Raw genomic sequence first — 24,812 nt, forward strand, 5'->3', positions numbered from 1 at the left:
TCAGTTGCCCTTCTCGTTCGCGATGGCCGTACGCATCTGCTCGGTCCACTGGGCGTGCATGACCGGGTAGAGGCCCTCGTCCTCGTTCTTCGCCCCGGCCGAGATGACCCCGGGCATGTCCAGCGCCTCGGCGACCTCGTCGGGTCCGGTGAGCCAGTGCTCGGCACCGCGGCTCATGTCGTTCCACGGTGCGGCGGAGGCCTGGTAGGTCAGGAAGCAGGAGCGGAACTCCTCCAGGTCGTCGGGCGTGGCCATGCCGGAGGCGTTGAAGAAGTCCTCGTACTGCCGGATCCGCCAGGCCCTCGACGCAGGCGATTCGCCCTTGGGAGCGATGCAGTAGATGGTGACCTCGGTCTGGTCGACCGAGATCGGGCGGAAGTGCCGGATCTGGGTCGAGAACTGGTCCATCAGATAGACGTTGGGATAGAGCAGCAGGTTGCGCGAGCCCTTGACCATGAACTCGCCCTTGGCCTCGCCGAACTTCTCCTTGAGCACGTCCATCTGGTCCCACAGCGGCCGGTCGGCGGGGTTGGCCGCCCAGGTCCACAGGCACAGGTGGCCGTTCGGGTAGGACCAGTAGCCGCCACCCGCCTTGCCCCAGCTGCCGGCGTCGACGGTCTTGGTCGTGTTCTTCGACTCGCCGGTGTTGCGGCGTGAGGTGGTCGCCGCGTAGTTCCAGTGGGTGGCGGTGACGTGGTAGCCGTCGGCGCCGTTCTCCGCCTGGACCTTCCAGTTGCCGTCGTAGGTGTAGGTCGAGGAACCGCGCAGCACCTCGAGCCCGTCCGGCGACTGGTCGACGAGCATGTCGATCACCTTGACGGTGTCGCCGAGGTGCTCCTCGAGCGGCAGTACGTCCTGGTTGAGCGAGCCGAACAGGAAACCGCGGTAGCTGTCGAAGCGAGCCACGTGGGTGAGGTTGTGGGAGCCCTCGGTGTTGAAGCTCTCCGGGTAGCCCGCGTCGTCGGGGTCCTTGACCTTGAGCAGGGCGCCGTCGTTGCGGAACGTCCAGCCGTGGAACGGGCAGGTCAAGGTCATCCGGTTGTCGGTCTTGCGCCGGCACAGCATCGCGCCACGGTGGGCGCAGGCGTTGATCATGCAGTGCAGCTCGCCGTCCTTGTCGCGAGTGATCATCACCGGCTGCCGCCCGATGTAGGTGGTGAAGTAGTCGCCGGGGTCGGGCACCTGGCTCTCGTGGGCGAGGTAGATCCAGTTGCCCTCGAAGATGTGCTTCATCTCCAGCTCGAAGACCTCCTCGTCGGTGAAGATCCGGCGGTTGGCGCGGTAGATCCCGGCCTCGCGGTCCTCGACCACGGCGTCCGACAGGACGTTCTCGATGTGGCCCAGGCTCTCGGTGAGCGGTGCGGTCATGGTGATGCCTCCAACGGGTGACGGTCACCACACCCTCGCAAGACGTGGCGGCCGTCACACCAGGCGAATGCCCAGTTCCGACCTAGGCACCTATTGATCATTCGAATCGATCAATAGGTGGCAGTTTCGTCCTTGTTGTTTATCTATCGCAGACCTAGTGTGGCGGTCATCACCACCTCGTGAGGAGCGCTTCATGGAGCTACGCCACCTGCGGTATTTCGCCGCGGTCGCCGAGACCTGCCACTTCGGGCAGGCCGCGGCGCAGCTGCACATCGCCCAGCCGGCGCTCTCCCAGGCGATCCGCCAGCTCGAGTCCGAGCTCGACGTGACTCTCTTCACCCGGACGACCCGGCAGGTCTCCCTCACCCCGGCCGGCGAGTTCCTGCGCACCGAGGCCGCGCGGGTGCTGGCCGCCGTCGACGACAGCGTTCGAGGCGTACGCCGCATCGGGGCCGGCCGCCACGGCCTGGTCCGCCTCGGCCTGACCGGCACCGCCTCGTTCTCGCACCTGCCCGGCATCGCCCGGGTCGTCAAGCGCGAGCTGCCCGAGGTGGCACTCGAGATCCATGCCGACCTGCTCACACCGGCCCAGTGCGAGCGCCTGCAGAGCGGGGCGCTCGACCTCGGCGTACTGCGGCCTCCCGCCACCGGCGAGGGACTGACCCTGCGCACCCTCGAGGTCGAGCCCCTCGCGCTCGCCATCCCCGTCGACCACCGGCTCGCCGTCGAGCCCGTCGTGGCCCTGGCCGACCTGCGCACCGAGCCGTTCATCGCCTACAGCGCCCGCGACTCGGCGGTCAACGAGGCCGTCCTGCGCAGCTGCCGTGAGGCCGGGTTCGTGCCGCGCCGCGAGCACGAGGCGCCCAGCACCGCGGTCCTGCTGGCGCTGGTCGCCGCGGGCCTCGGCGTGGCGGTCGTCCCGGCCTCGGTCCGGGCCCTTCCGCTGGAGGGCGTGATCTTCCGCGACCTGCTCGACGCGGGCAGCGTCGAGCTCTCCCTCGCCTACCGCACCGACGACGACAACCCCGTCGTCGACGCCGTCATCGAGGTCCTCGAGGCGGCCGACCTGTTCACCGCACCCCGTCTGGAAGCTCCCCGATTCGGAGTCCAATCTTGAAGATCACCAAGATCGAGGCGATCCCGTTCGCCATCCCCTACCGCAAGCCGCTGCGCTTCGCCTCGGGGGAGGTCCACACCGCCCAGCACGTGCTCGTCCGGGTGCACACCGACGACGGTGTCGTGGGTGTCGCCGAGGCGCCGCCGCGGCCGTTCACCTACGGCGAGACCCAGACCGGGATCATCGCCGTCATCGACCAGCTCTTCGCCCCACAGCTCGCCGGGCTCACCCTGCTCGAGCGCGAGACCGCCCGCGTCCTGATGGAGCGCACCGTCGGCAACCCGACCGCGAAGGCCGCCGTCGACATGGCCATGTGGGACGCCCTCGGCAAGACCCTGGACCTGCGGGTCGTCGACCTCCTCGGTGCCTTCACCGATCGGATGCGGGTCTCCCACATGCTCGGCTTCGACGGGCCCGAGGCGATGGTCGCCGAGGCGGAGCGGATGCGGGAGACGTACGGGATCTCGACGTTCAAGGTGAAGGTCGGCCGCTCCCCCATCGAGCTCGACACCGCCGTGGTCCGTGCGCTGCGCGAGCGGTTCGGCGCCGAGATCGAGCTGTACGTCGACGGCAACCGCGGCTGGACCGCGGCCGAGTCCGCCCGTGCGATGAAGCAGATGGCCGACCTCGACCTGCTCTTCGCCGAGGAGCTCAACCCCGCCGACGACGTGCTCGGGCGGCGCTGGCTGGTCAGCCAGGTGGACGTGCCGTTCATCGCCGACGAGTCGGTCCCGACGGCGGCCGACGTGACCCGCGAGGTGCTCGGTGGCTCCGCCACCGCGATCAGCATCAAGACCGCGCGCACCGGCTTCACCGGGTCGCAGCAGGTGCTCCATCTCGCCGAGGGCCTCGGGCTGGAGGTCGTGATGGGCAACCAGATCGACGGCCAGCTCGGCAGCGCCTGCTCGATCGCCTTCGGCGCGGCCCACCGGCTCACCTCCCGCCGCGCCGGTGAGCTCTCCAACTTCCTCGACATGGCCGATGACCTGCTCACCGAGCCGCTCGAGATCCGCGACGGCGAGCTCGCCGTACGTCCTGGTGCCGGCCTCGGGGTCGAGATCGATGCCGACAAGCTCGATCACTACCGCACCGACAACTGAACACCAGACCCCACACCGCAACACGAGAGGACACACCCATGACCACCGACCAGACCCTCGAGTCCGCCGAGGCAGCCTCCGCGGCCGCCTCGGGCGCCTCCGCCACCGAGCGGTTCGCCGCCGACAAGTCGCCCTTCGACGCCGTCAAGGACACCCCGCCGGAGCGCGTCGACCGGCTCGCCAGGCGCGTGCTCGACGCCGTCTACGACACGATCCGCGAGGAGAAGGTCACCTACGACGAGTTCAACGCCCTCAAGGCATGGCTGATCCAGGTCGGCAAGGACGGCGAGTGGCCGCTCTTCCTCGACGTCTGGGTCGAGCACGAGGTCGAGAAGGTCGCCACCGAGCACCGCGAGGGCAACAAGGGCACCATCGAGGGCCCCTACTACGTCCCCGATGCCCCGGAGCAGGGTGCCAACGGCACCATCCCGATGCGCGAGGGCGAGGCCGGCACCCCGCTGACCTGGACCGGCACGGTCACCTCGACCGACGGCACCCCGCTCGACGGCGCCAAGGTCGAGCTGTGGCACGCCGACGCCGACGGCTTCTACTCGCAGTTCGCGCCCGGCATCCCGGAGTGGAACCTGCGTGGCAGCTTCAGCCTCGGGGCCGACGGCGCCTTCGAGATCCACACGATCCAGCCGGCGCCCTACCAGATCCCGACCGACGGCTCCTGCGGCAAGCTCATCGCCGCCGCCGGCTGGCACGCCTGGCGTCCCGCGCACCTGCACGTCAAGGTGTCGGCCCCGGGTCACGAGCTGCTCACCGCCCAGCTCTACTTCCCCGGTGACGAGCACAACGACGACGACATCGCCTCGGCCGTCAAGCCCGAGCTCGTGCTCGCGCCCGTCGCAGGCGACGACGGCTCGGTGAGCGTCGACTACGGCTTCGTCCTCGACCCGGTTCGCGGCTGATGCTCTACCACGTACGCATGGACGTCCGGATCCCGCACGACCTGGATCCGGACGTCCGCGACGACACGATCGCCCGCGAGAAGGCCTACGCCCAGGAGCTCCAGCGCGCCGGGAAGTGGCCGCACCTGTGGCGGATCGCCGGGGAGTACGCCAACTTCTCGGTCTTCGACGTGGAGTCCCATGACGAGCTCCACCAGATCCTCTCCGGCCTGCCGCTGTTCCCCTACATGGACGTGCAGGTCACCCCGCTGGCCAAGCACCCGTCCAAGGTGGACTAGAGCTGCCCGAGCACCCGGTCGGCTTCGCGCCGCAACGGCGCGAAGCCGTGCTCGGCGGCCAGCTGCCTGCCGCGGCGGGCGTGGACCCTGGCGGCCGTGGTGTCGCCCTCCGCGTGGAGCGCCTGGGCCAGCCCGATCCGAGCACGAGTCTCGGTGAACGAGGCGACGTGCGTGTGGCTGAGCCGGACCGCGTACTCAAACGTCTCGGCGGCATCACGGTGGTTCCCGGTCGCATCGAGGGCGGCGGCATAGCTGCACGCCGTCGACGCGACGAAACGTACGTCCCCGTGGGCCCGCGCGGTCAGGTGGGCCCGCTCGGCGAGCTCGAGCGCCGAGGCATGGTCGCCACGGACCAGGGCGAGCAGGCTGAGCTCCTCGAGCGCGTTGGCCTCGGCGAACGGGCTCCGGTTGCGGGTGGCCTGCGCCAGCGCCGACTCGAGCCGGTCGCTGGCTGAGTCGAGCAGGCCGAGGGCGCGCTCGGCCGCGGCCAGGGTCGCGAGCTCGAGCGGGGTCGCGCTGCCCTGCACCTCGCTCAGCTCGACCGCTTGAAGATGGTGGACGCGTCCCTCCTCGAATCGGCCCTGCTCGGTGCAGGCGATGCCGAGGGCCTGATGGGCCCAGGCCCGCAGCCCCTCGCTGCCCTCGACGTCGCCGAGGATCTTCAGCGCGTGCGTGTAGGCGACCTCGGCCTCGCGGCCGGAGTCCGCGACCCGGTGGCGGTGACCGTCGACGATCGATGCGAACGCCAGACCCTGCGGCCACCCGATCGTGTCGAGCAGACTCCAGGCGCGGTCCGACTCCGCCCAGGCCTCCTCCATCCTCCCCAGGACCCCGAGCACATCGGCTCGCAGCGTACGCAGGAAGGCCTCGGCCCGCGCCTCGTCCTCCAGCATGGCGGCCTCGGCCCCGACCGTCACGAGCTCGAGGTAGGTGGTCACGTCGAGGCGGGTGCGGTAGTGGATCCGGGCCTGGTCGACGAGCTTCCAGGCGTAATGACGCCGGTTTGGGTCGGTCGCCGCCTGCTTCGAGAACGCGATCAGGAGCTGGGCTTCGCGGTCGAGCCAGGTGCGGGCGTCGTCGGCCGAAGCGAAGCCCGAGGCATTTTGCCCAGCCGAGTCGAAGCGGCTGTCGGGCGAAGGCTCGATCTCCAGCGCGCGCAGACGGCCGGGATAGGCGGTGTCGGCGGCGCTGACCGTGGTGTCCAGCAGCCAGTCGGCGAGCCGGCCCTGCGCCAGCGGCCGCTCGGGGTCGGCGGTGGCCAGATCGCCGGCGTGGAGCCGGAGCAGGTCGTGGTAGTGGTAGCGCCCGACGCCGTCGGCGGCTCTGTCGTTGGGACTGGCCGTCTGCAGCATGTTGGCGTCGACCAGGTCCTCGAGCAGCCGCTGCGTGGTGTCCGGATCGCGGTCGAGGACGGCGCAGGCGGGTGCGGGGTCGAAGTCGTAGGCCGAGATCAGCGAGCACAGCCGGAACGCGCGCTGCGCTTCGGCGGGCATCGCGGCGTAGGAGATCTCGAGGCTGGCTGCCACGCTCACCTCGCCGACGGCCAGCTCGGCGAGCCGGTGGGAGCTCTCGCTCAGCCGGTCGGCGTACGTCTCGATCGACCATTCCGGGCGGCTCAGCAGTCTGGCCGCGGCGATCCTGAGCGCCAGCGGGAGACGGCCGCACGCCCGCGCCAGCGACTCGCTCGCGTGCGGCGCCGCGGCGACGCGCTCATGGCCGACGATCGCACCGATGAGCTGGACGGAGGCGTCGGTGCTGAGCTCGCCGAGGTGGATCTGGCGGCCCAGGTCGATCGTGCCCGCGAGGGCCGGCAGCCGGTGGCGGCTGGTGAGGATCGTCAGGTTGGCGCCGAGCCCGGGCAGCAGCGGGATGACCTGGCCGGGGCTGTCGACGCTGTCCAGCACGATCAGCATCCGGCGGTCGGAGAGCTCGCTGCGGAGCAGGGCCGCGGCGTCGGCGGCGTCGGTCGGGATCTGCTGGCCGGAGAGGCCGAGCGAACGCAGGAAGCGCCGCAGCACCGTGCCGGGGTCGACCGGCTCACCCGAGACGCCATGGAGGTCGGCGTAGAGCTGGCCGTCGGGAAAGTCGCCGCTCAGCCTGGCCGCGGCGGTCAGCGCCAGCGCGCTCTTCCCGGAGCCGGCCGGCCCGGTGACCAGCACCGCGGCACCGCCGCCCTCGCCGAGCCCGGCCGCCAGCATCGCGAGCTCGGCGTCACGCCCGATCAGCGCCGGCGCCGCCGGCACCTCCCGAGGTACGTCCCGCCGGCGCGCGCCCTCGACCAGCGTCGGGCGCCGGGTGTGCCAGCGGCCCTCCAGCGTCCCTTGGCGGACATCCTCGAGGACCGGGCTCGGGTCCAGCCCGAGCTCCTCGGCCAGCATGGACCGGACCGTCTCGTAGGCGGCGAGCGCCTCCGCCTGCCGCCCGGCCGCCGCCAGCACCTTCACGTACGCCGCCCACAACGGCTCGTCCAGCGGCCGCAACCGGGCGATCTCGCCCACGACCGGGAGCGCCTCGATGGCCAAGCCCTCGGCGACGCCGAGGGTCGCCCATCTGAGCACGACCGCGACGTACTCGTCCTCGATGGTGCTCGACAGCCAGGGCGCCTGGTCGAACCCGTCGGGACGCCCACGCCACAGGCCGACGGCCTCGGTCAGCGGGGCCATCTCGTCGGTCATGGCCAGCTCACGGAAGCGGACCAGGTCGAGCTCGTCGGCCGAGGCGCCGAGGCGGAGGGCGCTGCCATCCTGGGTGACCACGATCGGTGCGACGAGGGCGCGCAGACGCCGGAGCAGCTGGGCCAGCCGCCTGCCCGACTCGGCAGAGGTGAGCTCGGGCCACAGCAGGTCGAGCAGCTCGTCGCGCCCGACCTTCTCCCCCGGCTCCAGGGCCAGCCGCCGAAGCAGCAGGCCGACCTGATCGGCCATCTCGACCGGCACTCCGTCGCGGACCACGACGGTCGGGCCGAGGACGGCGATGCTCACCACCGCGCCGTCGGCCTCGCGGGCGGGGGTGAAGGCCTCGGCGAACCGGGCCGTCTCCTCCGCGCTCAGGTCCAGCGCCTCGGCGAGCGCACGTAGCGAGGCCGCCCTCGGACGCCTCGTCCTCCCCTGCTCGAGGTCGCGGACCGAGGCGACGCTGATCCCCGCGGCCCGCGCCAGCGCGCCCTGTGTCAGCGAACGCGACTCACGCAGCCGGCGGAGCCTGGGACCGAACATGCCCTCATGGCGCACCCCGGCCTCCGTCAAGACCCCGAGCCTGGCGAATCACCACGAAATCGTATCGGGTCGCGCGGCATCCGGCCTGCAGGATCGTCGGACCTGCGAGGATCGCACCGAGGTGATGAGATGTCGATGATCGACTATGCCGCTCCCGCGGGTCCGACGCGTGGCTACCTTTCGGTGCCCGAGGGTGCCGGGCCATGGCCCGGCGTGGTGGTCGTGCAGGACATCCTCGGCATGACCTCGGACATCAAGCGGATCAGCGACCGGTTCGCGGCCAATGGCTACCTGACGCTGACTCCGGCGCTCTACGAGCGCGGCCCGAAGGTCGGGTGTGTCGTGAGCACGATGAGGTCGCTGGTGACCGGCAAGGGCACCGCGGTCGACGATCTGATCGCCGCTCGCGACCATCTCGCCGAGGATCCACGCTGCACCGGCAAGGTCGGCGTCGTCGGCTTCTGCATGGGCGGCGGCTTCACGCTCCTGCTGGCTCCGCGCGGCATCTTCGACGCTGCCGCGCCCAACTACGGGGTGCTGCCCGGAAGCCTGTCCGCGCTGAGTTCCTCGTGCCCGATGGTCGCGAGCTACGGCGCCAAGGACCGCCTCCTGCCCGGCGCCGCGGCCAAGGTCGAGGCGGCGCTCGCCGCAGGCGACGTGCCCCACGACGTCAAGGACTATCCAGACGTCGGGCACAGCTTCATGAACGACTGGGGCTTCCCCACGCCGGCCCCCACCCTGGAGCGCGTGGTCGGCTTCAACTACTCCGAGCCCGAGGCGGAGGACGCCTGGCGGCGCATCCTCGCCTTCTTCGGCGAGCATCTCGGCCCGAAATAGCGCGGAAACCTCGGCGTTCTACGGTGGTGGCGCCCGAGTTCAACGGACAGCAAGGCCAGACACGCCCTAGGCCGGGAAAGCGGACACCTCCGGGCCACGACCACCCGTCTGCTCCGAACAGGGAGAACACCGTGAGCACTTTCCACGTCCCCGCCGTCGACATCGCTGCGTACGTCCAGGGCGGAACGCCCCAGGAGAAGGCGGCCGTCGCGGCCGCCATCGACGCCGCCTGCCGTGAGGTGGGCTTCATCCAGATCTTCGGCCACGGCGTCGCGCCGTCCGCGGCCGTTGGTCTCGCCGCGGCCATGGACGACTTCTTCGCCCTGCCGCCGGCGGAGAAGGCGCGGTGGCGCCGCCCTGCCGCCGAGAACCGTGGCTACACCCCGCCCAAGTCGGAGGCGCTCGCGCTCAGCGCCGGCGTCCAGTCCGAGACGCGGATGAAGGACTTCTTCGAGGCCTTCAACCTCGGCTCATCGGTCTCCGACCACCCCGACGCCGATCTCGTCGCGGCGCACTACGCGGAGAACACCTGGCCCGCGGTGCCGGACTTCCAGGCGCGCATCGACGCCTGGCGCACCGAGGCCGCCCGGGTCGCGCGCACCATGGTCGCCATCTTCGAGGACGCGCTCGACCTGGAGCACGGCGCGATCGCGAGCCTCGCGGCCCACCCGATCGAGGTCCTGCGGATGAACAACTACGCCCTCCCGGAAGGCACCCGGGTCGAGGTCGACGAGGACATGATCGGGATGGGCGAGCACACCGACTACGGCATCGTCACGATCTTGTGGGCCGACCGGGTCAAGGGCCTCCAGGTCCTGCACGGCGGCGAGTGGCACGACGTCAGCCCGGCCGAGCGGGCGCTGCTGATCAACCTCGGCGACCTCACGACCCGGCTGACCAACGAGCAGTGGCTCTCGACCCTGCACCGGGTCAAGCCGCCGATCGTCGCTGGCACCATCCAGCGACGCCGGTCGGCTGCGTACTTCTTCGACGGCGACGCCGAAGCGATCATCGGCCCGCTGCCGGGGTTCGTCGACGAGGAGCACCCCCGCCTCTACCGCGACGTCACCGTCGACGAGCACATCGCCGCCAAGCTCGCGGGCTCCCGTGCCGGCGTCCTCAACGCCGACGCCGGCCGGGAGGCAGCGCGCGTGCTCACCGCGGGTCGCTGACCAGCGGTTCCTTGGAGTGCCGGCGGGCGATCGGGGCGGGCCACCAGATCTTGTCGCCGACCAGGGCGAAGACCGCCGGCACCACCACGGTGCGGACGAGGAAGGTGTCCAGCAGGATGCCCAGGCCCACGATCAGGCCCACCTGGGTCAGCGTGATCAGGGGCAGCACACCCAGGACCGCGAACACCGAGGCCAGCACGATGCCGGCGCTGGTGATGACGCCACCGGTCAGCCCGACCGCCATGACCATCGCATCGACGGTGTCGTGCTCGGCGGTCTCCTCCCTCGCCCGCAGGACGAGGAACACCGTGTAGTCGACGCCGAGCGCCACCAGGAACAGGAAGGCGTAGATCGGTGTGCTGACGTCGAGCGCAGGGAACCCGAAGACATGCGTGCTCATCCAGGCGCCCAGGCCGAGGGCGGCGAAGGTGGCGATCACGCTGATGGTGACGAGCACCAGCGGCGTCACGATCGACCGCAGCACCGCGAAGAGCACGAGCAGCACCACCAGCAGGATCAACGGCACGACGACCTTGAGATCACGCTCGGCGCCGTTGCGGCTGTCCAGGTCCTTGGCCACGCTGCCACCGACCAGAGCGCCGGTCCCGGCCAGCTCGCTGCGCATCGTCTCGATCGTCTCGATGCTCTCCGGGGTCGCCGGTGCGTCCTCCAGCGTCGCGGTGATCTTCACCAGGTCGCCGCTCTCGCCCGACGGGCGAGCGCTGTCGACGCCGTCCATCTGGTTGACCTGGGCGAGAACCGCGTCGGCCTCGTCGGCGCCGACCACGATCGTCACCGGATCGGAGGCACCGGGCGGGAAGTGCTTCGAGAGGGTGTCCAGACCGTCGACGGACTCGGCGTCGACACGGAACTGGTCGGTCTGCGAGAGCCCGACCTTGACGCCCAGGAGCCCGGAGGCGAGTACGCCGAGGATCACCGCGGCCACGGCCAGCACCACTGCCGGTCGGCTCACCACGGTGCGGGCGATCCGGAACCAGACACCGTCGCGAGACTTCTCGTCCTCGCCGTTGCGCGGCACGAACGGCCAGAACAGGCCACGACCGAACAACGACAGCGCGGCGGGGAGGGCGAAGAGAGCGAAGAGCAGGGCGACCAGCAGGCCGATCGCAGCCGAGACCCCCAGGGACCGGGTGTTGGGAGCGACGCTGAACACCAGGGCCAACAGTGCGAGTACGACGGTGAGATTGCTGGCCACGATCGCCTCGGCGGAACCGCGCACCGCGGCGGCGAGGGCATCGCGGTGGTGGGCGTGCCGCCGGAGCTCCTCGCGGTAGCGCGAGACCAGCAGGAGGGCGTAGTTCGTGCCGGCACCGAAGACCAGCACGCTGGTGATCCCCGACGTCGAGCCGTCCAGCCCGCTGGCCGTCCAGTCCGCGACGATCTGGGTCACCACCGAGGCGGTGCGATCGGCGACCGCGATCACGATCAGGGGCACGAGCCACAGCACCGGCGATCGGTAGGTCAGGATCAGCAGGATGGCGACGACCGCTGCGGTGACGAGGAGCAGCCGCACGTCGGCGCCTTCGAACGCCGAGGAGATGTCGGCGGCGAAGGCGGCACCTCCGGTGAGCTGGACCGTGAGGCCGTCAGGCCGGTCCTCGTCGACCGTCTCCCGCAGCTCACCGACGAGCTCGGTGAGATCGAGTCCGGTCACGTCGGCATCGACGTCGATGGCGACGATCAGGGCATCGCCGTCGGTCGCCGGGATCGGCGGCGAGACCTCGTTCCCGGTGATCTCGGCCCAACTCTGCGACACCTCGGCGACCCACGCCCGGTCCTCCGCGGTCAGCCCACCGTCACGCTCGACCACCGCAACCGCGGGCAGCACGTCCCCGCCCGGAAAGCTCTGCTGGAGCTCGGCGACCCGGGCCGACTCGGCGTCCGCCGGCAGCGGGTCAGGCGCCGAGCTGGCGGACTCCAGGGAAGAACCGACGACCATCACCGCACCGGCCAGGAGGACGGTGATCACCAGGACCAGCCATGCCGTGGCCTTTCTCGTGGTGAGTTGTGCGAGAGCTGCTAGCGCGGAGCGCATGGCCGGGCCTTTCGAGTAGGGATGGTGAATGCGTGGGGTGACATCGGAGCTAGTCCAGGCCGGCGGCAGCCGCCGCCCAGGTCCACAGCGCCTCGGCATCTCCGCGGCCCGGGCGGGTCGCTGAGCGATAGCTCGTCGGCCGCTGGCGACGGTCGTGCCAGAAGGTGCCGGACGGCGGGACGGGCTCGGTGGCCGCGAGCCACACCGCCGTGTCCGCGCCCTCCTCGGCCGGGCGCAGCAGCGGTCGGCTCAACGTACGGAAGGCGGGGAGCGATCGGGCGAGGCCCGGTGTGTCCGCCCAGCCGGGGTGCATGACGAAGGTGGAGATCCGGTCCGGTGACCACCGCCGGTCGAGGATCGGCGCCAGCTCGACCTGCATGCGCTTGGACCTCGCATAGGCCACGGCACCCTGGTAGGTGCCCTGCTCGAACTCCGGGTCGTCTACGGCAAGGGGCTGGGTGTACATCCCGCCCGAGGCGACGAAGACCTGCCTGGCGCCGCGCTCCGAGCGGCGCAGGGCCGGCAGCAGGTGCTCGGTCAGCCGGATCGGCCCGAGCACATGGGTGGCGACGGACAGCTCGTGGCCCTCGACCGACTCGGTCCGCTCGGGCGGCATGACCCCTGCGTTGTGCACGAGCACATCGAGAGCGGTGCGGCCGCCGTCACGAGCGCAGAACTCTTCGGCGAACGCGTCGATCATGGCCGGATCCGAGACGTCGCAGCGCTCCGTCCGAAGCTCGGCGGCCCGCCCCTCGACGCGCAGCAGACGCTCGATCCGTGCGACCGCGGGTGCGGCGCGTTCGGGCGAGCGGACGAGGATGTGGACGCGCGCACCGAGCCTGGCCAGGCCCAGCACGGTGGCCTCGCCGAGACCGCTACCGCCGCCGGTGACCACGGCGGTCCGCCCTGCCAGCGCTTCGGGGCGCGGGTCACCCTCGGCCCAGCGACGACGACGGATCGCGTAGCCGAGGCGGGAGTAACCCAGCACGACCGTGCGGTCGAGCACGCGGTCGAGACCCTGGTCAGGTGCTGAGGCCCCGCTCATGCGCGCACGCTCCCGAGGACGTGTCGCAGCGCCTGCTCGGCATCGACGAAACGGAAGCGGTGCTCGAGCCCGAGGAGTCGTTGCGGGGCCACCCGCTGGTTGGCGAAGGCCACCTCCTGCGCGCCCTCCCTGCCCAGGAGCAGACGGGGACCGAACGACGGTGTCGGCAGGATCGCGGGGCGGTGCAGCGCTCGGCCCAGGGCAGCGGCGTAGGCACGCTGCCGCAGAGGCTCCGGCGCGACGGCGTTCACCGGGCCCGAGAGGCCCTCATCCACCAGAGCCCGGTGGTAGATGTCGACGAGGTCGTCGATCGCGATCCAGGACTGCCACTGTTCCCCCGACCCCATCGGGCCGCCGAGGCCGGTGGCGAACAGCGGCCGCTGCAGGCGCAGAGCTCCCCCTCGCGGGCTCTGCACGATCCCGGTGCGCACCAGGACGACCCGCATCCCGGTATCCGCCGACGTCAGCACCGCCTCCTCCCAGTCGCGGACGACGTGGGCGAGGAAGTCCTCACCGGGGGTGGAGTCCTCGGTGAGGACCTCGTCGCCGCGGTCGGCTCCATAGATGCCGATCGCCGAGGCGCAGACGAAGACCCCCACCCCTGCCTCCGCACTGGCCCGGGCCAGCAGGCGGGTGGGCCCGATGCGTGAGTCGCGGATCAGCTCCTTGTGCCTGTTTGTGAAACGGCCGGCGATGCTGTGCCCGGCCAGGTGGACGACGGCGTCGACTCCGGCCAGCGAGGCCGGGTCGGGGTCGTCCGGGTCCCAGGCCCGCTCGTCCGGCGCGGTCGGCCGGTGGCGCACCAGGCGGACCACGGTGTTTCCACCGGTCGTCAGGAAGGCAGAGACCGCGCTCCCCACCAGCCCGGATGCGCCGGTGACCGCCACGGTGAGCCGCGGTGTGCCGGCCGCCGAGCGGTGAGCCGCCAGGTCGTCGGCGAGCTGGCGCTTCCGGTAGGCGAACATCGGCTCGAGCAGCCGCCTCGGCAGCGTCGTCGTGACCCGGTCGACCACGGTGGTGCCGTCATCGGTGCTCTCGAAGTCGTGGCGGTGGTGCCACGACACCGGCACCAGGAACGGGCGGGAGACCAGGCGGTCGGCGAAGCTGCGGCCGGCGACGTACTCCTCGGGCAGGTGCTGAGCCACCCAGCGTCGGCCGGCGGGAAATTCGAGCACCGCCGTGCCTCCGGCGAGGTCGCGAGCCTCCTCGGCGATCCGGACCGGCTGCCACGGGGGCACCAACCGCTGGAACGCGCCGGGTCGTCCGTGCCAGTCGAAGACGACGTCGGCCGCGTCGGGCACCGTGTGCCGGAACTCGTGGGTCGCCGTACGCAACAAAGTCATGAGGTCGATTCCTTCAGCTCTGTCAGTCGGGCCAGCGCCTCGCGGCGCTCCTCGGCATGGTCGACGACGCGTTCAGGGTAGCCGTTGGTAAAGCCCTCGGGGTGGCGCCACGGCTCGTGGGCGGCCGCTCCCGGAAGGTGGCGCAGCTCAGGTACCCAGCGCCGGACGTAGTCACCCTGCGGGTCGAACCGAAGTCCCTGGGTGATCGGGTTGAACACCCGGAAGTAGGGCGCGGCATCGGTTCCGGTGCCGGCCGCCCACTGCCAGCCGTGGCTGTTGGAGGCCATGTCGCCGTCGAGGAGATGATCCATGAAGTGCCGGGCGCCGGCCGGCCACCACATGTGCAGATCCTTGACCAGGAAGCTCGCGACGACCATCCGTACGCGGTTGTGCATCCAGCCCTCCGCGAGCAGCTGACGCATGCCGGCATCGACGAACGGGAAGCCGGTCCTGCCCGCCTTCCAGGCCTCCAGCAGCTCGGGGTCGTCGTCGTACGGCATGCCTCTCAGCCCGTCCCGCAGGTCACGCCAGGCCGATCCGGGGTCGTGCCAGAGCACGTCGGCATAGAACTCGCGCCAGGCCAGCTCCGCGACGAAGCGCTCGACGTCCTCTCCTGAGGCACCGCTGCCGTGCTGATCCAGATCGGCGAGGAGCGTACGCGGATGGATCTCGCCGAACTTCAAGGCCGTCGAGATGCGGCTGGTCGAGTCGAGGTCGGGCCGGTCCCGGGCCGAGGCGTAGCCGGCCAGGTCCTCGGTGCAGAAGTCCTCCCAGCGGTGGAGTGCCGCACGCTCGCCGGCCTCCTGGTCCAGATGCTCGGGATGTTCCGGCAGCGGGTCCGACTCGAGCTCTGTCATCCACTCGACCTGAGCGTCACCGGCCGGCGCCCTCCACCCGTGCTCCCGCCAGGCCCGCAGGAAGGGCGTGAAGACGCGGTACGGGGCCCCGCTTGCGTTCCGGATCCTGTCCGGGGTCACGGCGTACGGGCTGCCGGTGCCGACCAGGCCGATGCCGGCATCCGCCAGCCGCTGCTCCACGGCCCCATCACGTCGCCGGCCGTAGGGGGTCGTCTCGGTCGAGACGTGCACCTGGCCCGCTCCGGCCTCGGCGGCGACCTGGGCCACCACCTCGGCCGGGTCGCCCTGACGGATCACCAGTGCCCCGCCCATCTCCTCGCGCAGTGCGGCGAGCGAGGCGAGCAGCCGCTCCCACCTCCGCCCGGAGCCGGCCAGGCGCGGGTCGAGCACGAACAGCGGCACCACCGGTCCCTCGGCGGCCGCGGCCTGCAGGGCGGGATGGTCTCCCAGCCGCAGGTCCCGCCGGAACCACATCACCGATGTAGTCATGAGTGGTCCCGGTCCTCGGCCGCCAGCCGGATCTGGGCGACGTCGATGGCTCCGGTTCGGAAGCCCGCCTCGCAGTAGGCCAGGTAGAACTCCCACGTGCGACGGAACTCCTCGTCGAACGCCTCGGACCGGATCGCCGGCCACGCGGCCAGGAAGGCTGAGCGCCAGCGGCGGAGCGTCTCGGCGTAGTCGACGCCGAACCTGTCGGCGCGGGTCACGCTCAGGCCGACCTGGCCGGCCTGCTCGGAGATCGCCGTGGCGGACGGGATCAGGCCGCCAGGGAAGATGTACTTCTGGATCCACCCGTAGGAGTTCCGGGTCGCCAGATAGCGCTGGTGCGGCATCAGGATCGCCTGCAGGGCGACCGCACCGCCGGGACGGACCAGACGGGACAGGGCGGCGAAGTAGTCGGGCCAGTAGCGCTCGCCGACCGCCTCGATCATCTCGATGCTGACCACGGCGTCGAAGGTGCCGACGACGTGCCGGTAGTCCTGCACCAGCACCTCGACACCGTCGGTGTACCCCGCGTCCTCGATCCGTTCCCGGGCCAGCGCCGCCTGCTCGACCGACAGCGTGATGGTGGTGACCCGGGCGCCGCGGCGTGCTGCCTCGATCGCGAGGGTCCCCCACCCCGTACCGATCTCCAGGACCTCGTCACCGGCACCGACGCCCGCCAGGTCGAGGGCCGCGTTGACCTTGCGCAGCTGGGCCTCTTCCAGGTCCTGATCGGCCACCGGACGGCTGCGGTCGAACAGCGCCGAGCTGTAGCTGAGGCTGGGGTCGAGGAAGGCGGCGAACATGTCGTTCCCCAGGTCGTAGTGGGCGGAGATGTTCTCCTGGGTGTGCTCGACGGCGCCGCGCTGGTCGGCGGGGATCGGCAGGTCGACGAGGCGGCTCAGCCGCAGCATCCAGCCCGGCACCAGCCCGGAGAGGCGTTCGGCGTACGGCGCCAGCGCGTCCGCGAGATCGGTGTCCTCGGCCGCGTGCCAGTCTCCGGCCGTGTAGGCCTCGCCGAGGCCGATCTTCGGGTTCTCCGCGAGTCGTCGGTAGAGCGACTCCGGGCGCTGCAGGACGATGCCCGGCCGCCCCTCCGTACGCGACCCGCCTCGCTGGTTGAGCAGGCTGCCGTCCGGGAGCACGAGGTCGACCGGGACCTGCCGGGTGACCAGACGCAGAATCTGCTTGGCGACACCGGCTCGTAGGCCCACGGCGGCTGCGGGCTCCCTCTGCACCGGCAGCTCGAGCGACGCCGGCTCTGCACTCATGATGTGACCTCCTTCGATGGGGTCGGACGGGGGACGATGGGCAACCTGCGCAGCCACAGCCGGATCCCGTGGAACCGGATGAGCGCGCTAACCCGATGGGGCATCAGCAGGTGGGTGAGGCTGACCCGCAGCAGCGCACGACGCGTCGCGGGCTCCGGGGTCCCGCGGGTGGTCGCGGTCAGCACGCGCCCGCCGTCGCGGTCGAGGCCGACGGTCACGGCGACCTGTTCCGAGTCGACCTGTAACCGGATGTCATAGGTTCCGGCCATGTCGTTGAACGGCGAGACGTAGAAGGCCTTGTCGGTGCTGGCGTGCCCGCTTCGATCGATGTCGAGCAGGTAGGCGTGTCGGCCCCCGTAGGTGTTGTGCACCTCGAAGACGACAGCGCGCAGCACACCGTCGTCCGACTGCACCCAGAAGACGGTGAGCGGGTCGAAGACATGGCCCAGAACGCGGGCGTTCGCCAGCATCAGCACCCGGTCGGTGGGCGCGAGATCGATGCCCCGGCCGGCGAGGAACACGCCGAGATCGCCACGGACACCACGTCCTGACGAGCCCCCGTCGAGATGGTCCTCGGCCCGGAACCCGGCCAGGGGACGCAGCCAGAACGGCAGTCGTGGCAGATCGTCGACGTCGATCAGCCACTGGTAGCTGCGGTGACGGAACGCGTGACGCAGCGGCACCTCTCTGGTGTGGCCGACATGACCGACGACCAGCGCGGGAACCTCGGGAAAGACCGGCGACGGGATCACCACGTCACCCCGAACGACTCTGCCGCCTCCACGCCCGAGCGACAGCCGTCCTCGTGGAAGCCCCAGCCGAGGTGGGCACCGGCGAAGGCCAGGCGAGGTCCGCCGGCCGTACGCAGCCGGGCCGCCGCCGCGACCGCCTCGGTGGTGAAGACCGGGTGCTCATAGCTCATCCGTGCGGTGACCTTGGCCGGGTCGACGTGCTCGGTGGCGTTGAGCGTCACCACATGCTCGACGTTGTCCTCGAGACCCTGGAGCCGGTTCATCCAGTAGCTGACGACGACCTTGTCGGCGCCGCCGCCGCACGAGGCGAGGCGATAGTTCCACGATGCCCTGGCACGGGGCGAGGCCGGCAGCAGGGTGGCGTCGCGGTGCAACCAGGTCTCGTTCCGCGAGTACCCGATCGCCGCCAGGTCCGCCTTCTCCTCCGGGGACGCATCGGCCAGGAGCCGCAGGGTCTGGTCGGCGTGGGTCGCCAGGACCACGCGGTCGAAGTGCCTGGACCCGGTCTCGGTGCGCACCTCGACCCCGTCTGCGTGCCGCTCCACGGCGCTCACCGCTTCGCCGATACGGACCTCACCCACCTGCTCGGCGATCTTGTCCACATAGGCACGGGAGCCGCCCACGACCGTGCGCCACGTCGGCGACCCGGTCACCTGGAGCATCCCGTGGTGGTCGAGGAAGGCGAACAGGTGCCGCGCCGGGTAGGCGGCGGCGTCCTCGTCACCGCACGACCAGACGCAGGAGACCAGCGGCACGGCGAAGTGCTGGACGAAGTAGTCGCTGAAACCGCCCTCGTCGAGGAACTGCCCCCACGTCAGGTCGCTGTCGGTCTCGAGGAGACGGCGGGCGCGACGGTGGAACCGCGGCACCTGCGCCAGCATGCGGAGGAAGCGCGGGTCACCGAGGCGACGCGGGTCGGCCAGAATGCCGCCCAGCCCCTTGCCGCCGGCGTACGACAGCCCGCAGTCGGCGCAGTCGATGCTCATGCTCATCTCGGTCGGCCGAGTCTCGACGCCGAGCTCTGCGAAGAGGCGGAGCAGGTTCGGATAGGTGCGCTCGTTCATCACGATGAAGCCGCTGTCGACCCGGAGGTCGGCTCCCGACGCGGTCGGGACATCGTGGGTGTGCGCATGGCCACCGAGCCTCCGCTCGGCCTCGAAGAGCGTGACGTCATGACTGCGGCCGAGGAGGTACGCCGCGGTCAGGCCCGAGACTCCGCCACCGATCACGGCAACCGTTGGCCGCGGTGTTTGGGCCGCTCGGCTCATGGGAACTCCCTCGTCAGGCCACGGCATGGCCGCTGGCTAGTTTCTGAGATTGAACGTACAATGTTTGTACAAGGTATGTCAAAGGTTTGAAAGGGGCACGACATGAGGATCGATCGAACCGTGGAGACCTCCGCACCGACCGCCCAGGTGTTCGACTTCCTGGCCGACTTCACCAACACCGAGGAGTGGGACCCGGGCACGGTTCGCACCGACCGCGTCTCCGGGGACGGAGAGGTGGGCACGGCGTACGCGAACACCTCTCGTTTCCTCGGGCGCGACACCGATCTCACCTACGTGGTGGAGGTCTACGAACCCGGCGCGCGCATCGTGCTCCGCGGCGAGAACAAGACTGTCGTGGCCCATGACACGATGACCTTCGTACCGACAGCCACGGGCGGCACCTCTGTGCGTTACGTGGCCGAGTTCGAGCTGAAAGGCATGGCCAGGATGGTGGCCCCACTGCTGACCCCCGCGTTCACCCGCCTGGGCGACTCCGCGTCCGAGCAGATGCGCACGACCCTGGATCGACTGGGCCGGTAGCCGAGCAGATGTACACCATCAAGCACGCCGCGCGGCGGGTCGGCATCACCACCGCGACGCTTCGTGCCTGGGAACGCCGGTACGGCGTCATCGCTCCCCACCGGTCCGAGAGCGGCTACCGCTTGTACGGCGATCACGACGTCGCGGTGCTGCGCTCGATGAAGCAGCTCGTGGACCAGGGATGGTCGGCCGGCCTGGCTGCGGCCGAGGCGATCCGGCTCGATCGCGCGCAGCCCGCTCACCAGATCGGCATGGACGGGCGGGGCGACGGAGCCAACCCCTCTCCCGACCTCGCAGAGCGACTGACGACCGCCGCGTCGGCACTCGACACCACCGACCTGGCCGCGACCCTGGACCAGGTGTTCGCCCTCGGCGGCTTCGAGACGGTGATGACCGACCACGTCTTCCCCGCCCTGGAGGAGCTCGGGGACGCCTGGGCCGACGGCCGGGTCAGCATCGCCGGCGAGCACCTGGCCTCGAACGCGCTGATGCGGCGCCTCGCCCTTGCGTACGAGGCGGCGGCCGCCCACGGCCACGGGCCCCGCATCGCCCTCGGGACGGCCCCCAACACTCGCCACGAGATCGGTCTCTTCGCCTTCGCTGTCGCCGCCCGACGGCACGGCATTGACACCGACTACCTGGGTGCGGACCTGCCGATCGACGACTGGCTCGGCGTCGTCGACGATCCCGACCTCGCCGCCGCGGTGCTCGTGATCCCCACCACCGCCGACATCATCGCCACCGCCGCGGTGATCACCGCTCTGCACGACCACCGCCCCGATCTCCTCGTGGCCGTCGGCGGAGCCCAGCAGAGCCATGCTCCCGAACCCGCCGTACGCCTCGGCCACGACATCGTGGCCGGCGCGCGGACCCTTGCGGCCCTGATCTCCCAGAAGCAGCACCGACCTCCTTCTCTCTGACCGCGACCGGAGCGGAAGGCTCGCCGTCGTGTCACACGGCGTCGCGCCGTCTCGTCTCCAGTGGTGAACCCACGGACAAGGAGAGAACTGATGCACATCGCCCTATGGATCACCGCCGGACTGCTGGCTCTCGTCGCCCTCGCAGGAGGCATCACCAAGACCTTCATGCCATTGGAGAAGCTCGCCCAGCACGACGGCGCCGCATGGATCCGTGACTCCAGGCCGTCCTTCGTCAGGACCCTCGGCGTACTCGAGATCCTGGCGGCGATCGGGCTCACCCTTCCCGCCCTGCTCGGTGTCGCACCTGTTGTCGTGCCCATCACCGCGGCCTGCTGGATCGCATTGATGATCGGCGCGATGATCACTCACGGCCGCCTCGGCCAGGCGAAGCTGGTCATGGTCAACGTGGTCTACCTCGCCCTGGCCCTCTTCATCGCCGTCGGCCGCTTCGGTCCGACGCCGTTCGTTGCCTGATGTCTGGGCTCGCTGACCCGTTGTACCGGATGGCAGCACCCGGTTCACCCGACTCGCGGAAGCAGCGCTGACGCGCCTACTGCGGCAGGGTGGCGCGGAGCACGCGCAGCGTGTTGCCGCCCATGATCGCGGCGACCTCGGTCTCGTCGTAGCCCCGGTCGACGAGCTCCTGCGTGATGGCGGCGAGGTCGCTGGCGTCCCAGCCGACGGTGGTGGAGCCGTCGTAGTCGCTGCCGAGGGCCGCGGTCTCGACGCCACCGACCTCGACGACGTGGTCGATGGCGTCGACGACGGCCTCGACGGTCAGGGCGCACACCGCGGCGTCCCAGTAGCCGACGCCGACGACACCCCCGGTCGCGGCGACCCCGCGTACCTCCTCGTCGGTCAGGTTCCGGTTGACGTCGCAGGTCGCCTGTACGCCTCCATGGCTGAGCACCACCGGCTTGGTCGCCATGTCGAGCATCTCGGCGACCGCGGTGTGGCTGGCATGGGCGATGTCGACGATGATGCCGCGACGCTCCATCTCGGCGAAGACGCGGCGCCCCAGGTCGGTGAGACCGCCCTTCTCGACCCCGTGCATGGAGCCGGCCACCTCGTTGTCGAAGAAGTGGGTGAACCCGGCCATCCGCATGCCGGCGTCGTAGAGCGTGTCCAGGTTGTCGAAGTCCCCCTCGAGGTTCTGGAGGCCCTCGACCGAGAAGAGCGCACCGGTGACCTGCTGTCCGGCCTCACGGTCGGCGATGAGGGCGTCCAGGTCGGCGCGGGTGCGGATCAACCGCAGCCTGCCGTCGGAGTCCGCCGCCGCCTTGTCGAGCTTCTGGGCATGGAAGAGCGAGCGGTCGAGCAGCGACGTCCAGGTGCGGGGAGGCTGGAGCTGGGCGAAGGTCAGCAGGGTGATGTTGTCGCTGTCGCCGGTGTTGCTGTCGTAGTTCTGCCCCTTGGGCGACTTCGACACCGACGAGAACACCTGCAGCGCGACGTTGCCGTCCTCCATGCGATGCAGGTCCATGTGGCCCCGGTCCGAGTGCTCCAGCACGTCGCGGTCCCACATCAGGGTGTCGCTGTGCATGTCGATGACCTGCAGGGAGTCGTGAAGCCGTCGCGTCTCGGGCGTGACCTCCGGCAGGCTGGCCGGACGGAGCTTGTTCTGGCCGTTCTCCACGATCCCGGGCGCCAAGGCGAAGAAGCCGGTGGCGACGCCGACGAGAATGGCGAGTACGGCCAGGAGCAGGGGCTTCATCCAGCGGGTCATGTTTCGAGGTCCTCTCGGGGCAAGCTCGGAACTGGCCGAGCGCACGGGCGGGGACGAGTATCTCGGCGCGCACACCGACGGCAGACGAATTGGACCGAATCGCTCGTCCGGCAGGGTGATCCGACAGGATGTGACCATGGCGACACTGGATGAGGACGACTTCTCGCTCATCCACGCACTCCAGATCAGGCCACGCGCATCCTGGACGGACCTCGCCGCCGCGCTCGGCACCTCGCCGGCGACCCTGAGCCGCCGCTGGGAGAGGCTGCGCGCCGACGGCAGCGCCTGGGTCATCGGCCACCCGAAGGTCCGGGGGCACGACGGAGCCAACCTCGCCATCGCCGAGATCTCCTGCGTCGGCGGACGGGCCGGCACCCTCGCCCAGGAGCTGGCCGCGTGGCCGATGATCATCACCATCGAGGAGGCCGCCCGCGACTTCGGCCTGATCGTGACGGCCGTCGGTCTCGGCCTCGGCGACATGCCCAAGCTGCTCCTCGACGACCTGTCCGCGCTGCCGGGCGTTCTCGGCGTACGCGCCCACCACGTCGCCCGCCTCCACCTCGACGCGAGCAGCTGGCGTGTCGGCGGGCTCGACCACGAGCGCGCCCAGGCCGTCGCTCGCATCCCCGACCACGCCGGCGCCACGTCCACCCCGGCCAACCCGTGGGCCGAGCCGTACGCCGCCCTCACCCAGGCGCTGATCCGCAACGGCCGCAGCAGCGCGGCCGACATCGCCCGCCAGACCGGCCGGCCGCTGTCGACGACCCGCCGCCAGCTCGGCCAGCTGCTCGCGTCCGAAGCCCTCACCTTCCGCTGCGAGGTCGCCCAGGGCCTGACCCCGCTGTCCATCGTCGTGCAGACCTGGTGCCGAGTGCCGGTCGGCGACGTCGCCGAGTGCGTCACCCGTCTCCGGGCCACCCCCGGCGTACGACAGGTCGTCGGCCTACCCGGGCCGACGAACCTGCTGATCAGCACCTGGACCCGCTCGGCCGAGAGCGCGATGCTCCTCCACGAGCACCTCCAGCGCGACCTCGCGCCCCTCGAGGTGGTCGAGTCCGCGATCGTCCTGCGCCAGATCAAACGCCTCGGCTGGAGGCTCGACGATCTGGGCCGCTCCACCGGGACACTGGTCCCCTACCCGCCGAGCACCGACCGCACGTCACACGACGGGGAGCCGTCTCGTCTCCAGGGGTGAACCCACAGATCAGGAGAGAGACATGCACATCGCCCTTTGGGATCACCGCCGACTGCTGGCCCTCGTCGCCCTGACGGGCGGCATCACCAAGACCTTCGTACCGTTGGACAAGCTGTCCCAGCACGACGCCGCCGCCTGGACCCGCGGCACCAGCCCGACCTTCGTCCGGACCCTCGGCACACTCGAGATCCTGGCCGCGATCGGGCTCGTCCTTCCTGCCGTGCTCGACATCGCGCCCGTCATGGTCCCGTCACCGCCGCCTGCTGGGTCGCCCTGATGATCGGCGCGATGATCACCCACGGTCGTCTCGGCCAGGCCAAGCTGGTGATGGTCGACGTGGCCTACCTCGCCCTGGCCGGTCGAACCACCCCTCGCCGGTCGAACCCCGCCCCCTCGCCGGTCGAACCGCCCCCTCGCTGGTCGAGCCGCGAGCGCCAGCGAGCGTGTCGAGACCAACACGGTCAGGTTCCGGGTCTGGTCGTGGTGTTTCGACCTTGTCGTTCGTTCTGGCAGTTGTCGGGGACCGTTTCTTCTTGGGACCGTGAGCCGCCGACCCTTGCTGGAGGGTGTTCTCGATCTGGGCTGGCGTCAAGGACGGGCCTTCGGCCCGCCGGCTTCGCCGGCCGCTTCGCGGTCATCTCGACAAGCTCGATACATCGCCTGGACTCCGGACCAGATCGAGAAAAATCTTGGCTGGCTATCGGGGCGGCGGCCCGGGTGTGGCGCAGCGAGTTCTTGCTTCGGACGGTGGTGTTGCGGGGGCGGAGAGGTGGCCCTTCGGGCCACTTACCATCCACAGGAGCGACGCCGTTCGCTCACCGCGAAAATAGGGCTTGACCTGCACCTATGAATGGTTAGGTATCCCTTCATGACGTAGAGTCAGACCCATCACGACACGCCTTCGAAGGGAGGGCTCACGATGAGTCTCGAGCACGACGTCAACCACTGGGGCAGCCACCCCGGTGACGCGATCGACGCTGCGCTGGCGGCCATCGAGACCGCCCTCCACGAACTCCTTGCGAGTGATCCGGTCTATTGGCGTACCGAGCTGAAGAAGGACCTGCTGGAGCGGCTGGAGAAGCTCCAGGCCATGCAGGCTGCGTTGAGTCTCCGGGTGTTGGCCACGTCCGGTGATATCGCCGAGGAGACCGGCGACAAGGACGCCTCCGCCTGGATGCGCGCCGAACTCCTCCTCGACAAAGGTGTAGCCCGCTCCCAGATCAAACTCGCGACCAGCATCGCGAAGTACGACCTCGTCACCGCCGGGCTCGCCGAAGGCGTGGTGTCCCAGGACAAAGCACGGGTGATCACCAAAGCCTTGGACCAGATCGAGGCCGACCCGGTCGCCAGCACCG

The 24,812-nt window shown here is 70.4% G+C and carries 21 protein-coding genes and 1 pseudogene; 12 read left to right on the forward strand and 10 right to left on the reverse strand.

Translation table 11 applies throughout. From position 1 onward, the window contains the following. Positions 1-1,368 carry a benzoate 1,2-dioxygenase large subunit gene (gene benA / locus ACFWQC_RS16595; protein ID WP_378679987.1) on the reverse strand — a complete coding sequence of 456 codons (1,368 nt, stop codon included), beginning with the start codon at positions 1,366-1,368 and terminating at the stop codon, positions 1-3. Positions 1,369-1,561: 193 nt separating this feature from the next. Here benA and ACFWQC_RS16600 point away from each other — a divergent pair, with 193 nt between their 5' ends. Genes ACFWQC_RS16600 through catC form a run of 4 tightly spaced genes read left to right on the forward strand, consistent with a single transcriptional unit; the run spans position 1,562 to position 4,777 of the window. Continuing rightward, positions 1,562-2,485, forward strand: a complete 924-nt coding sequence (locus tag ACFWQC_RS16600) for a LysR substrate-binding domain-containing protein (RefSeq protein ID WP_378679989.1) — start codon at positions 1,562-1,564, stop codon at positions 2,483-2,485. Then, positions 2,482-3,585: a mandelate racemase/muconate lactonizing enzyme family protein gene (locus tag ACFWQC_RS16605; RefSeq protein WP_378679992.1), complete on the forward strand. Its 1,104-nt coding sequence runs from the start codon at positions 2,482-2,484 to the stop codon at positions 3,583-3,585. Before ACFWQC_RS16600 ends, ACFWQC_RS16605 begins: the two co-directional genes overlap by 4 nt. Before the next feature lie 38 nt (positions 3,586-3,623). Beyond that, on the forward strand, positions 3,624-4,499 hold the full coding sequence (gene catA / locus ACFWQC_RS16610; protein ID WP_378679995.1) for a catechol 1,2-dioxygenase: 876 nt from the start codon (positions 3,624-3,626) through the stop codon (positions 4,497-4,499). Then, on the forward strand, positions 4,499-4,777 hold the full coding sequence (catC, locus tag ACFWQC_RS16615) for a muconolactone Delta-isomerase (RefSeq protein ID WP_008361945.1): 279 nt from the start codon (positions 4,499-4,501) through the stop codon (positions 4,775-4,777). Before catA ends, catC begins: the two co-directional genes overlap by 1 nt. Here catC and ACFWQC_RS16620 read toward each other — a convergent pair. Further along, on the reverse strand, positions 4,774-8,022 hold the full coding sequence (locus ACFWQC_RS16620) for a BTAD domain-containing putative transcriptional regulator (RefSeq protein ID WP_378679998.1): 3,249 nt from the start codon (positions 8,020-8,022) through the stop codon (positions 4,774-4,776). The genes catC and ACFWQC_RS16620 overlap by 4 nt on opposite strands. Positions 8,023-8,121: 99 nt before the next feature. On the opposite strand from ACFWQC_RS16620, the gene ACFWQC_RS16625 reads away from it, so the two are divergent. Beyond that, positions 8,122-8,829 (forward strand): dienelactone hydrolase family protein, encoded by a 708-nt coding sequence (locus ACFWQC_RS16625; protein ID WP_378680000.1) that lies wholly within the window; start codon positions 8,122-8,124, stop codon positions 8,827-8,829. Between the two features lie 131 nt (positions 8,830-8,960). Continuing rightward, a complete protein-coding gene (locus ACFWQC_RS16630; RefSeq protein WP_378680003.1) occupies positions 8,961-10,001 on the forward strand; it encodes an isopenicillin N synthase family dioxygenase in 1,041 nt (346 codons plus the stop codon). On the opposite strand, the gene ACFWQC_RS16635 is transcribed toward ACFWQC_RS16630, so the two are convergent. The 7 genes from ACFWQC_RS16635 to ACFWQC_RS16665 all read right to left on the reverse strand — a co-directional run bounded on the left by ACFWQC_RS16635 (position 9,985) and on the right by ACFWQC_RS16665 (position 19,076). Beyond that, positions 9,985-11,991 carry an MMPL family transporter gene (locus tag ACFWQC_RS16635; RefSeq protein ID WP_378680005.1) on the reverse strand — a complete coding sequence of 669 codons (2,007 nt, stop codon included), beginning with the start codon at positions 11,989-11,991 and terminating at the stop codon, positions 9,985-9,987. The two genes, ACFWQC_RS16630 and ACFWQC_RS16635, sit on opposite strands and share 17 nt — an antisense overlap. Before the next feature lie 115 nt (positions 11,992-12,106). After that, entirely contained in the window at positions 12,107-13,102 is a 996-nt protein-coding gene (locus tag ACFWQC_RS16640; protein WP_378680008.1) for an SDR family NAD(P)-dependent oxidoreductase, read from the reverse strand. After that, positions 13,099-14,445 carry a TIGR01777 family oxidoreductase gene (locus ACFWQC_RS16645; RefSeq protein WP_378680011.1) on the reverse strand — a complete coding sequence of 449 codons (1,347 nt, stop codon included), beginning with the start codon at positions 14,443-14,445 and terminating at the stop codon, positions 13,099-13,101. Before ACFWQC_RS16645 ends, ACFWQC_RS16640 begins: the two co-directional genes overlap by 4 nt. Beyond that, entirely contained in the window at positions 14,442-15,791 is a 1,350-nt protein-coding gene (locus ACFWQC_RS16650; protein WP_378680013.1) for a cryptochrome/photolyase family protein, read from the reverse strand. Before ACFWQC_RS16650 ends, ACFWQC_RS16645 begins: the two co-directional genes overlap by 4 nt. After that, the gene (locus ACFWQC_RS16655) at positions 15,788-17,056 is read right to left on the reverse strand and encodes a class I SAM-dependent methyltransferase (RefSeq protein WP_378680015.1); all 1,269 of its coding nucleotides are present in this window, start codon (positions 17,054-17,056) and stop codon (positions 15,788-15,790) included. The genes ACFWQC_RS16650 and ACFWQC_RS16655 overlap by 4 nt, the downstream gene beginning before the upstream one ends. Next, a complete protein-coding gene (locus ACFWQC_RS16660; RefSeq protein ID WP_378680018.1) occupies positions 17,053-17,808 on the reverse strand; it encodes a DUF1365 domain-containing protein in 756 nt (251 codons plus the stop codon). The genes ACFWQC_RS16655 and ACFWQC_RS16660 overlap by 4 nt, the downstream gene beginning before the upstream one ends. After that, positions 17,805-19,076 (reverse strand): NAD(P)/FAD-dependent oxidoreductase, encoded by a 1,272-nt coding sequence (locus ACFWQC_RS16665; protein ID WP_378680021.1) that lies wholly within the window; start codon positions 19,074-19,076, stop codon positions 17,805-17,807. The genes ACFWQC_RS16660 and ACFWQC_RS16665 overlap by 4 nt, the downstream gene beginning before the upstream one ends. Before the next feature lie 102 nt (positions 19,077-19,178). Between ACFWQC_RS16665 and ACFWQC_RS16670 the strand changes: the two genes are divergently transcribed. The 3 genes from ACFWQC_RS16670 to ACFWQC_RS16680 all read left to right on the forward strand — a co-directional run bounded on the left by ACFWQC_RS16670 (position 19,179) and on the right by ACFWQC_RS16680 (position 21,010). After that, on the forward strand, positions 19,179-19,616 hold the full coding sequence (locus tag ACFWQC_RS16670) for an SRPBCC family protein (RefSeq protein WP_378680024.1): 438 nt from the start codon (positions 19,179-19,181) through the stop codon (positions 19,614-19,616). A gap of 8 nt (positions 19,617-19,624) precedes the next feature. Beyond that, positions 19,625-20,536, forward strand: a complete 912-nt coding sequence (locus ACFWQC_RS16675) for a MerR family transcriptional regulator (RefSeq protein WP_378680027.1) — start codon at positions 19,625-19,627, stop codon at positions 20,534-20,536. A 90-nt stretch (positions 20,537-20,626) separates the two neighbouring features. Then, positions 20,627-21,010, forward strand: a complete 384-nt coding sequence (locus ACFWQC_RS16680; RefSeq protein ID WP_378680030.1) for a DoxX family protein — start codon at positions 20,627-20,629, stop codon at positions 21,008-21,010. A gap of 76 nt (positions 21,011-21,086) precedes the next feature. Here ACFWQC_RS16680 and ACFWQC_RS16685 read toward each other — a convergent pair whose 3' ends face one another. Continuing rightward, positions 21,087-22,262, reverse strand: coding sequence for a dipeptidase (locus ACFWQC_RS16685; RefSeq protein ID WP_378680033.1), 1,176 nt, complete (start codon positions 22,260-22,262; stop codon positions 21,087-21,089). A gap of 136 nt (positions 22,263-22,398) precedes the next feature. Here ACFWQC_RS16685 and ACFWQC_RS16690 point away from each other — a divergent pair, with 136 nt between their 5' ends. The 3 genes and pseudogenes from ACFWQC_RS16690 to ACFWQC_RS16700 form a co-directional block, all read left to right on the forward strand. Further along, entirely contained in the window at positions 22,399-23,457 is a 1,059-nt protein-coding gene (locus tag ACFWQC_RS16690) for an Lrp/AsnC family transcriptional regulator (protein ID WP_378680036.1), read from the forward strand. Between the two features lie 22 nt (positions 23,458-23,479). Continuing rightward, positions 23,480-23,734, forward strand: coding sequence for a DoxX family protein (locus tag ACFWQC_RS16695; protein WP_378680039.1), 255 nt, complete (start codon positions 23,480-23,482; stop codon positions 23,732-23,734). A gap of 642 nt (positions 23,735-24,376) precedes the next feature. Continuing rightward, a pseudogene (locus ACFWQC_RS16700) lies at positions 24,377-24,812 on the forward strand (HNH endonuclease); the annotation flags it as partial.

This window comes from Nocardioides sp. NPDC058538 (assembly GCF_042719275.1).
Taxonomy (GTDB): Bacteria; Actinomycetota; Actinomycetes; order Propionibacteriales; family Nocardioidaceae; genus Nocardioides.

Bases quoted from the DNA above. Each gene is read 5' to 3' on its own strand.
- benA (WP_378679987.1), bottom strand. From the start codon at position 1,368: ATGACCGCACCGCTCACCGAGAGCCTGGGCCACATCGAGAACGTCCTG.
- ACFWQC_RS16600 (WP_378679989.1), top strand. From the start codon at position 1,562: ATGGAGCTACGCCACCTGCGGTATTTCGCCGCGGTCGCCGAGACCTGC.
- catA (WP_378679995.1), top strand. From the start codon at position 3,624: ATGACCACCGACCAGACCCTCGAGTCCGCCGAGGCAGCCTCCGCGGCC.
- catC (WP_008361945.1), top strand. From the start codon at position 4,499: ATGCTCTACCACGTACGCATGGACGTCCGGATCCCGCACGACCTGGAT.
- ACFWQC_RS16625 (WP_378680000.1), top strand. From the start codon at position 8,122: ATGTCGATGATCGACTATGCCGCTCCCGCGGGTCCGACGCGTGGCTAC.
- ACFWQC_RS16640 (WP_378680008.1), bottom strand. From the start codon at position 13,102: ATGAGCGGGGCCTCAGCACCTGACCAGGGTCTCGACCGCGTGCTCGAC.
- ACFWQC_RS16645 (WP_378680011.1), bottom strand. From the start codon at position 14,445: ATGACTTTGTTGCGTACGGCGACCCACGAGTTCCGGCACACGGTGCCC.
- ACFWQC_RS16650 (WP_378680013.1), bottom strand. From the start codon at position 15,791: ATGACTACATCGGTGATGTGGTTCCGGCGGGACCTGCGGCTGGGAGAC.
- ACFWQC_RS16655 (WP_378680015.1), bottom strand. From the start codon at position 17,056: ATGAGTGCAGAGCCGGCGTCGCTCGAGCTGCCGGTGCAGAGGGAGCCC.
- ACFWQC_RS16665 (WP_378680021.1), bottom strand. From the start codon at position 19,076: ATGAGCCGAGCGGCCCAAACACCGCGGCCAACGGTTGCCGTGATCGGT.
- ACFWQC_RS16670 (WP_378680024.1), top strand. From the start codon at position 19,179: ATGAGGATCGATCGAACCGTGGAGACCTCCGCACCGACCGCCCAGGTG.
- ACFWQC_RS16675 (WP_378680027.1), top strand. From the start codon at position 19,625: ATGTACACCATCAAGCACGCCGCGCGGCGGGTCGGCATCACCACCGCG.
- ACFWQC_RS16680 (WP_378680030.1), top strand. From the start codon at position 20,627: ATGCACATCGCCCTATGGATCACCGCCGGACTGCTGGCTCTCGTCGCC.
- ACFWQC_RS16685 (WP_378680033.1), bottom strand. From the start codon at position 22,262: ATGACCCGCTGGATGAAGCCCCTGCTCCTGGCCGTACTCGCCATTCTC.
- ACFWQC_RS16690 (WP_378680036.1), top strand. From the start codon at position 22,399: ATGGCGACACTGGATGAGGACGACTTCTCGCTCATCCACGCACTCCAG.
- ACFWQC_RS16695 (WP_378680039.1), top strand. From the start codon at position 23,480: ATGCACATCGCCCTTTGGGATCACCGCCGACTGCTGGCCCTCGTCGCC.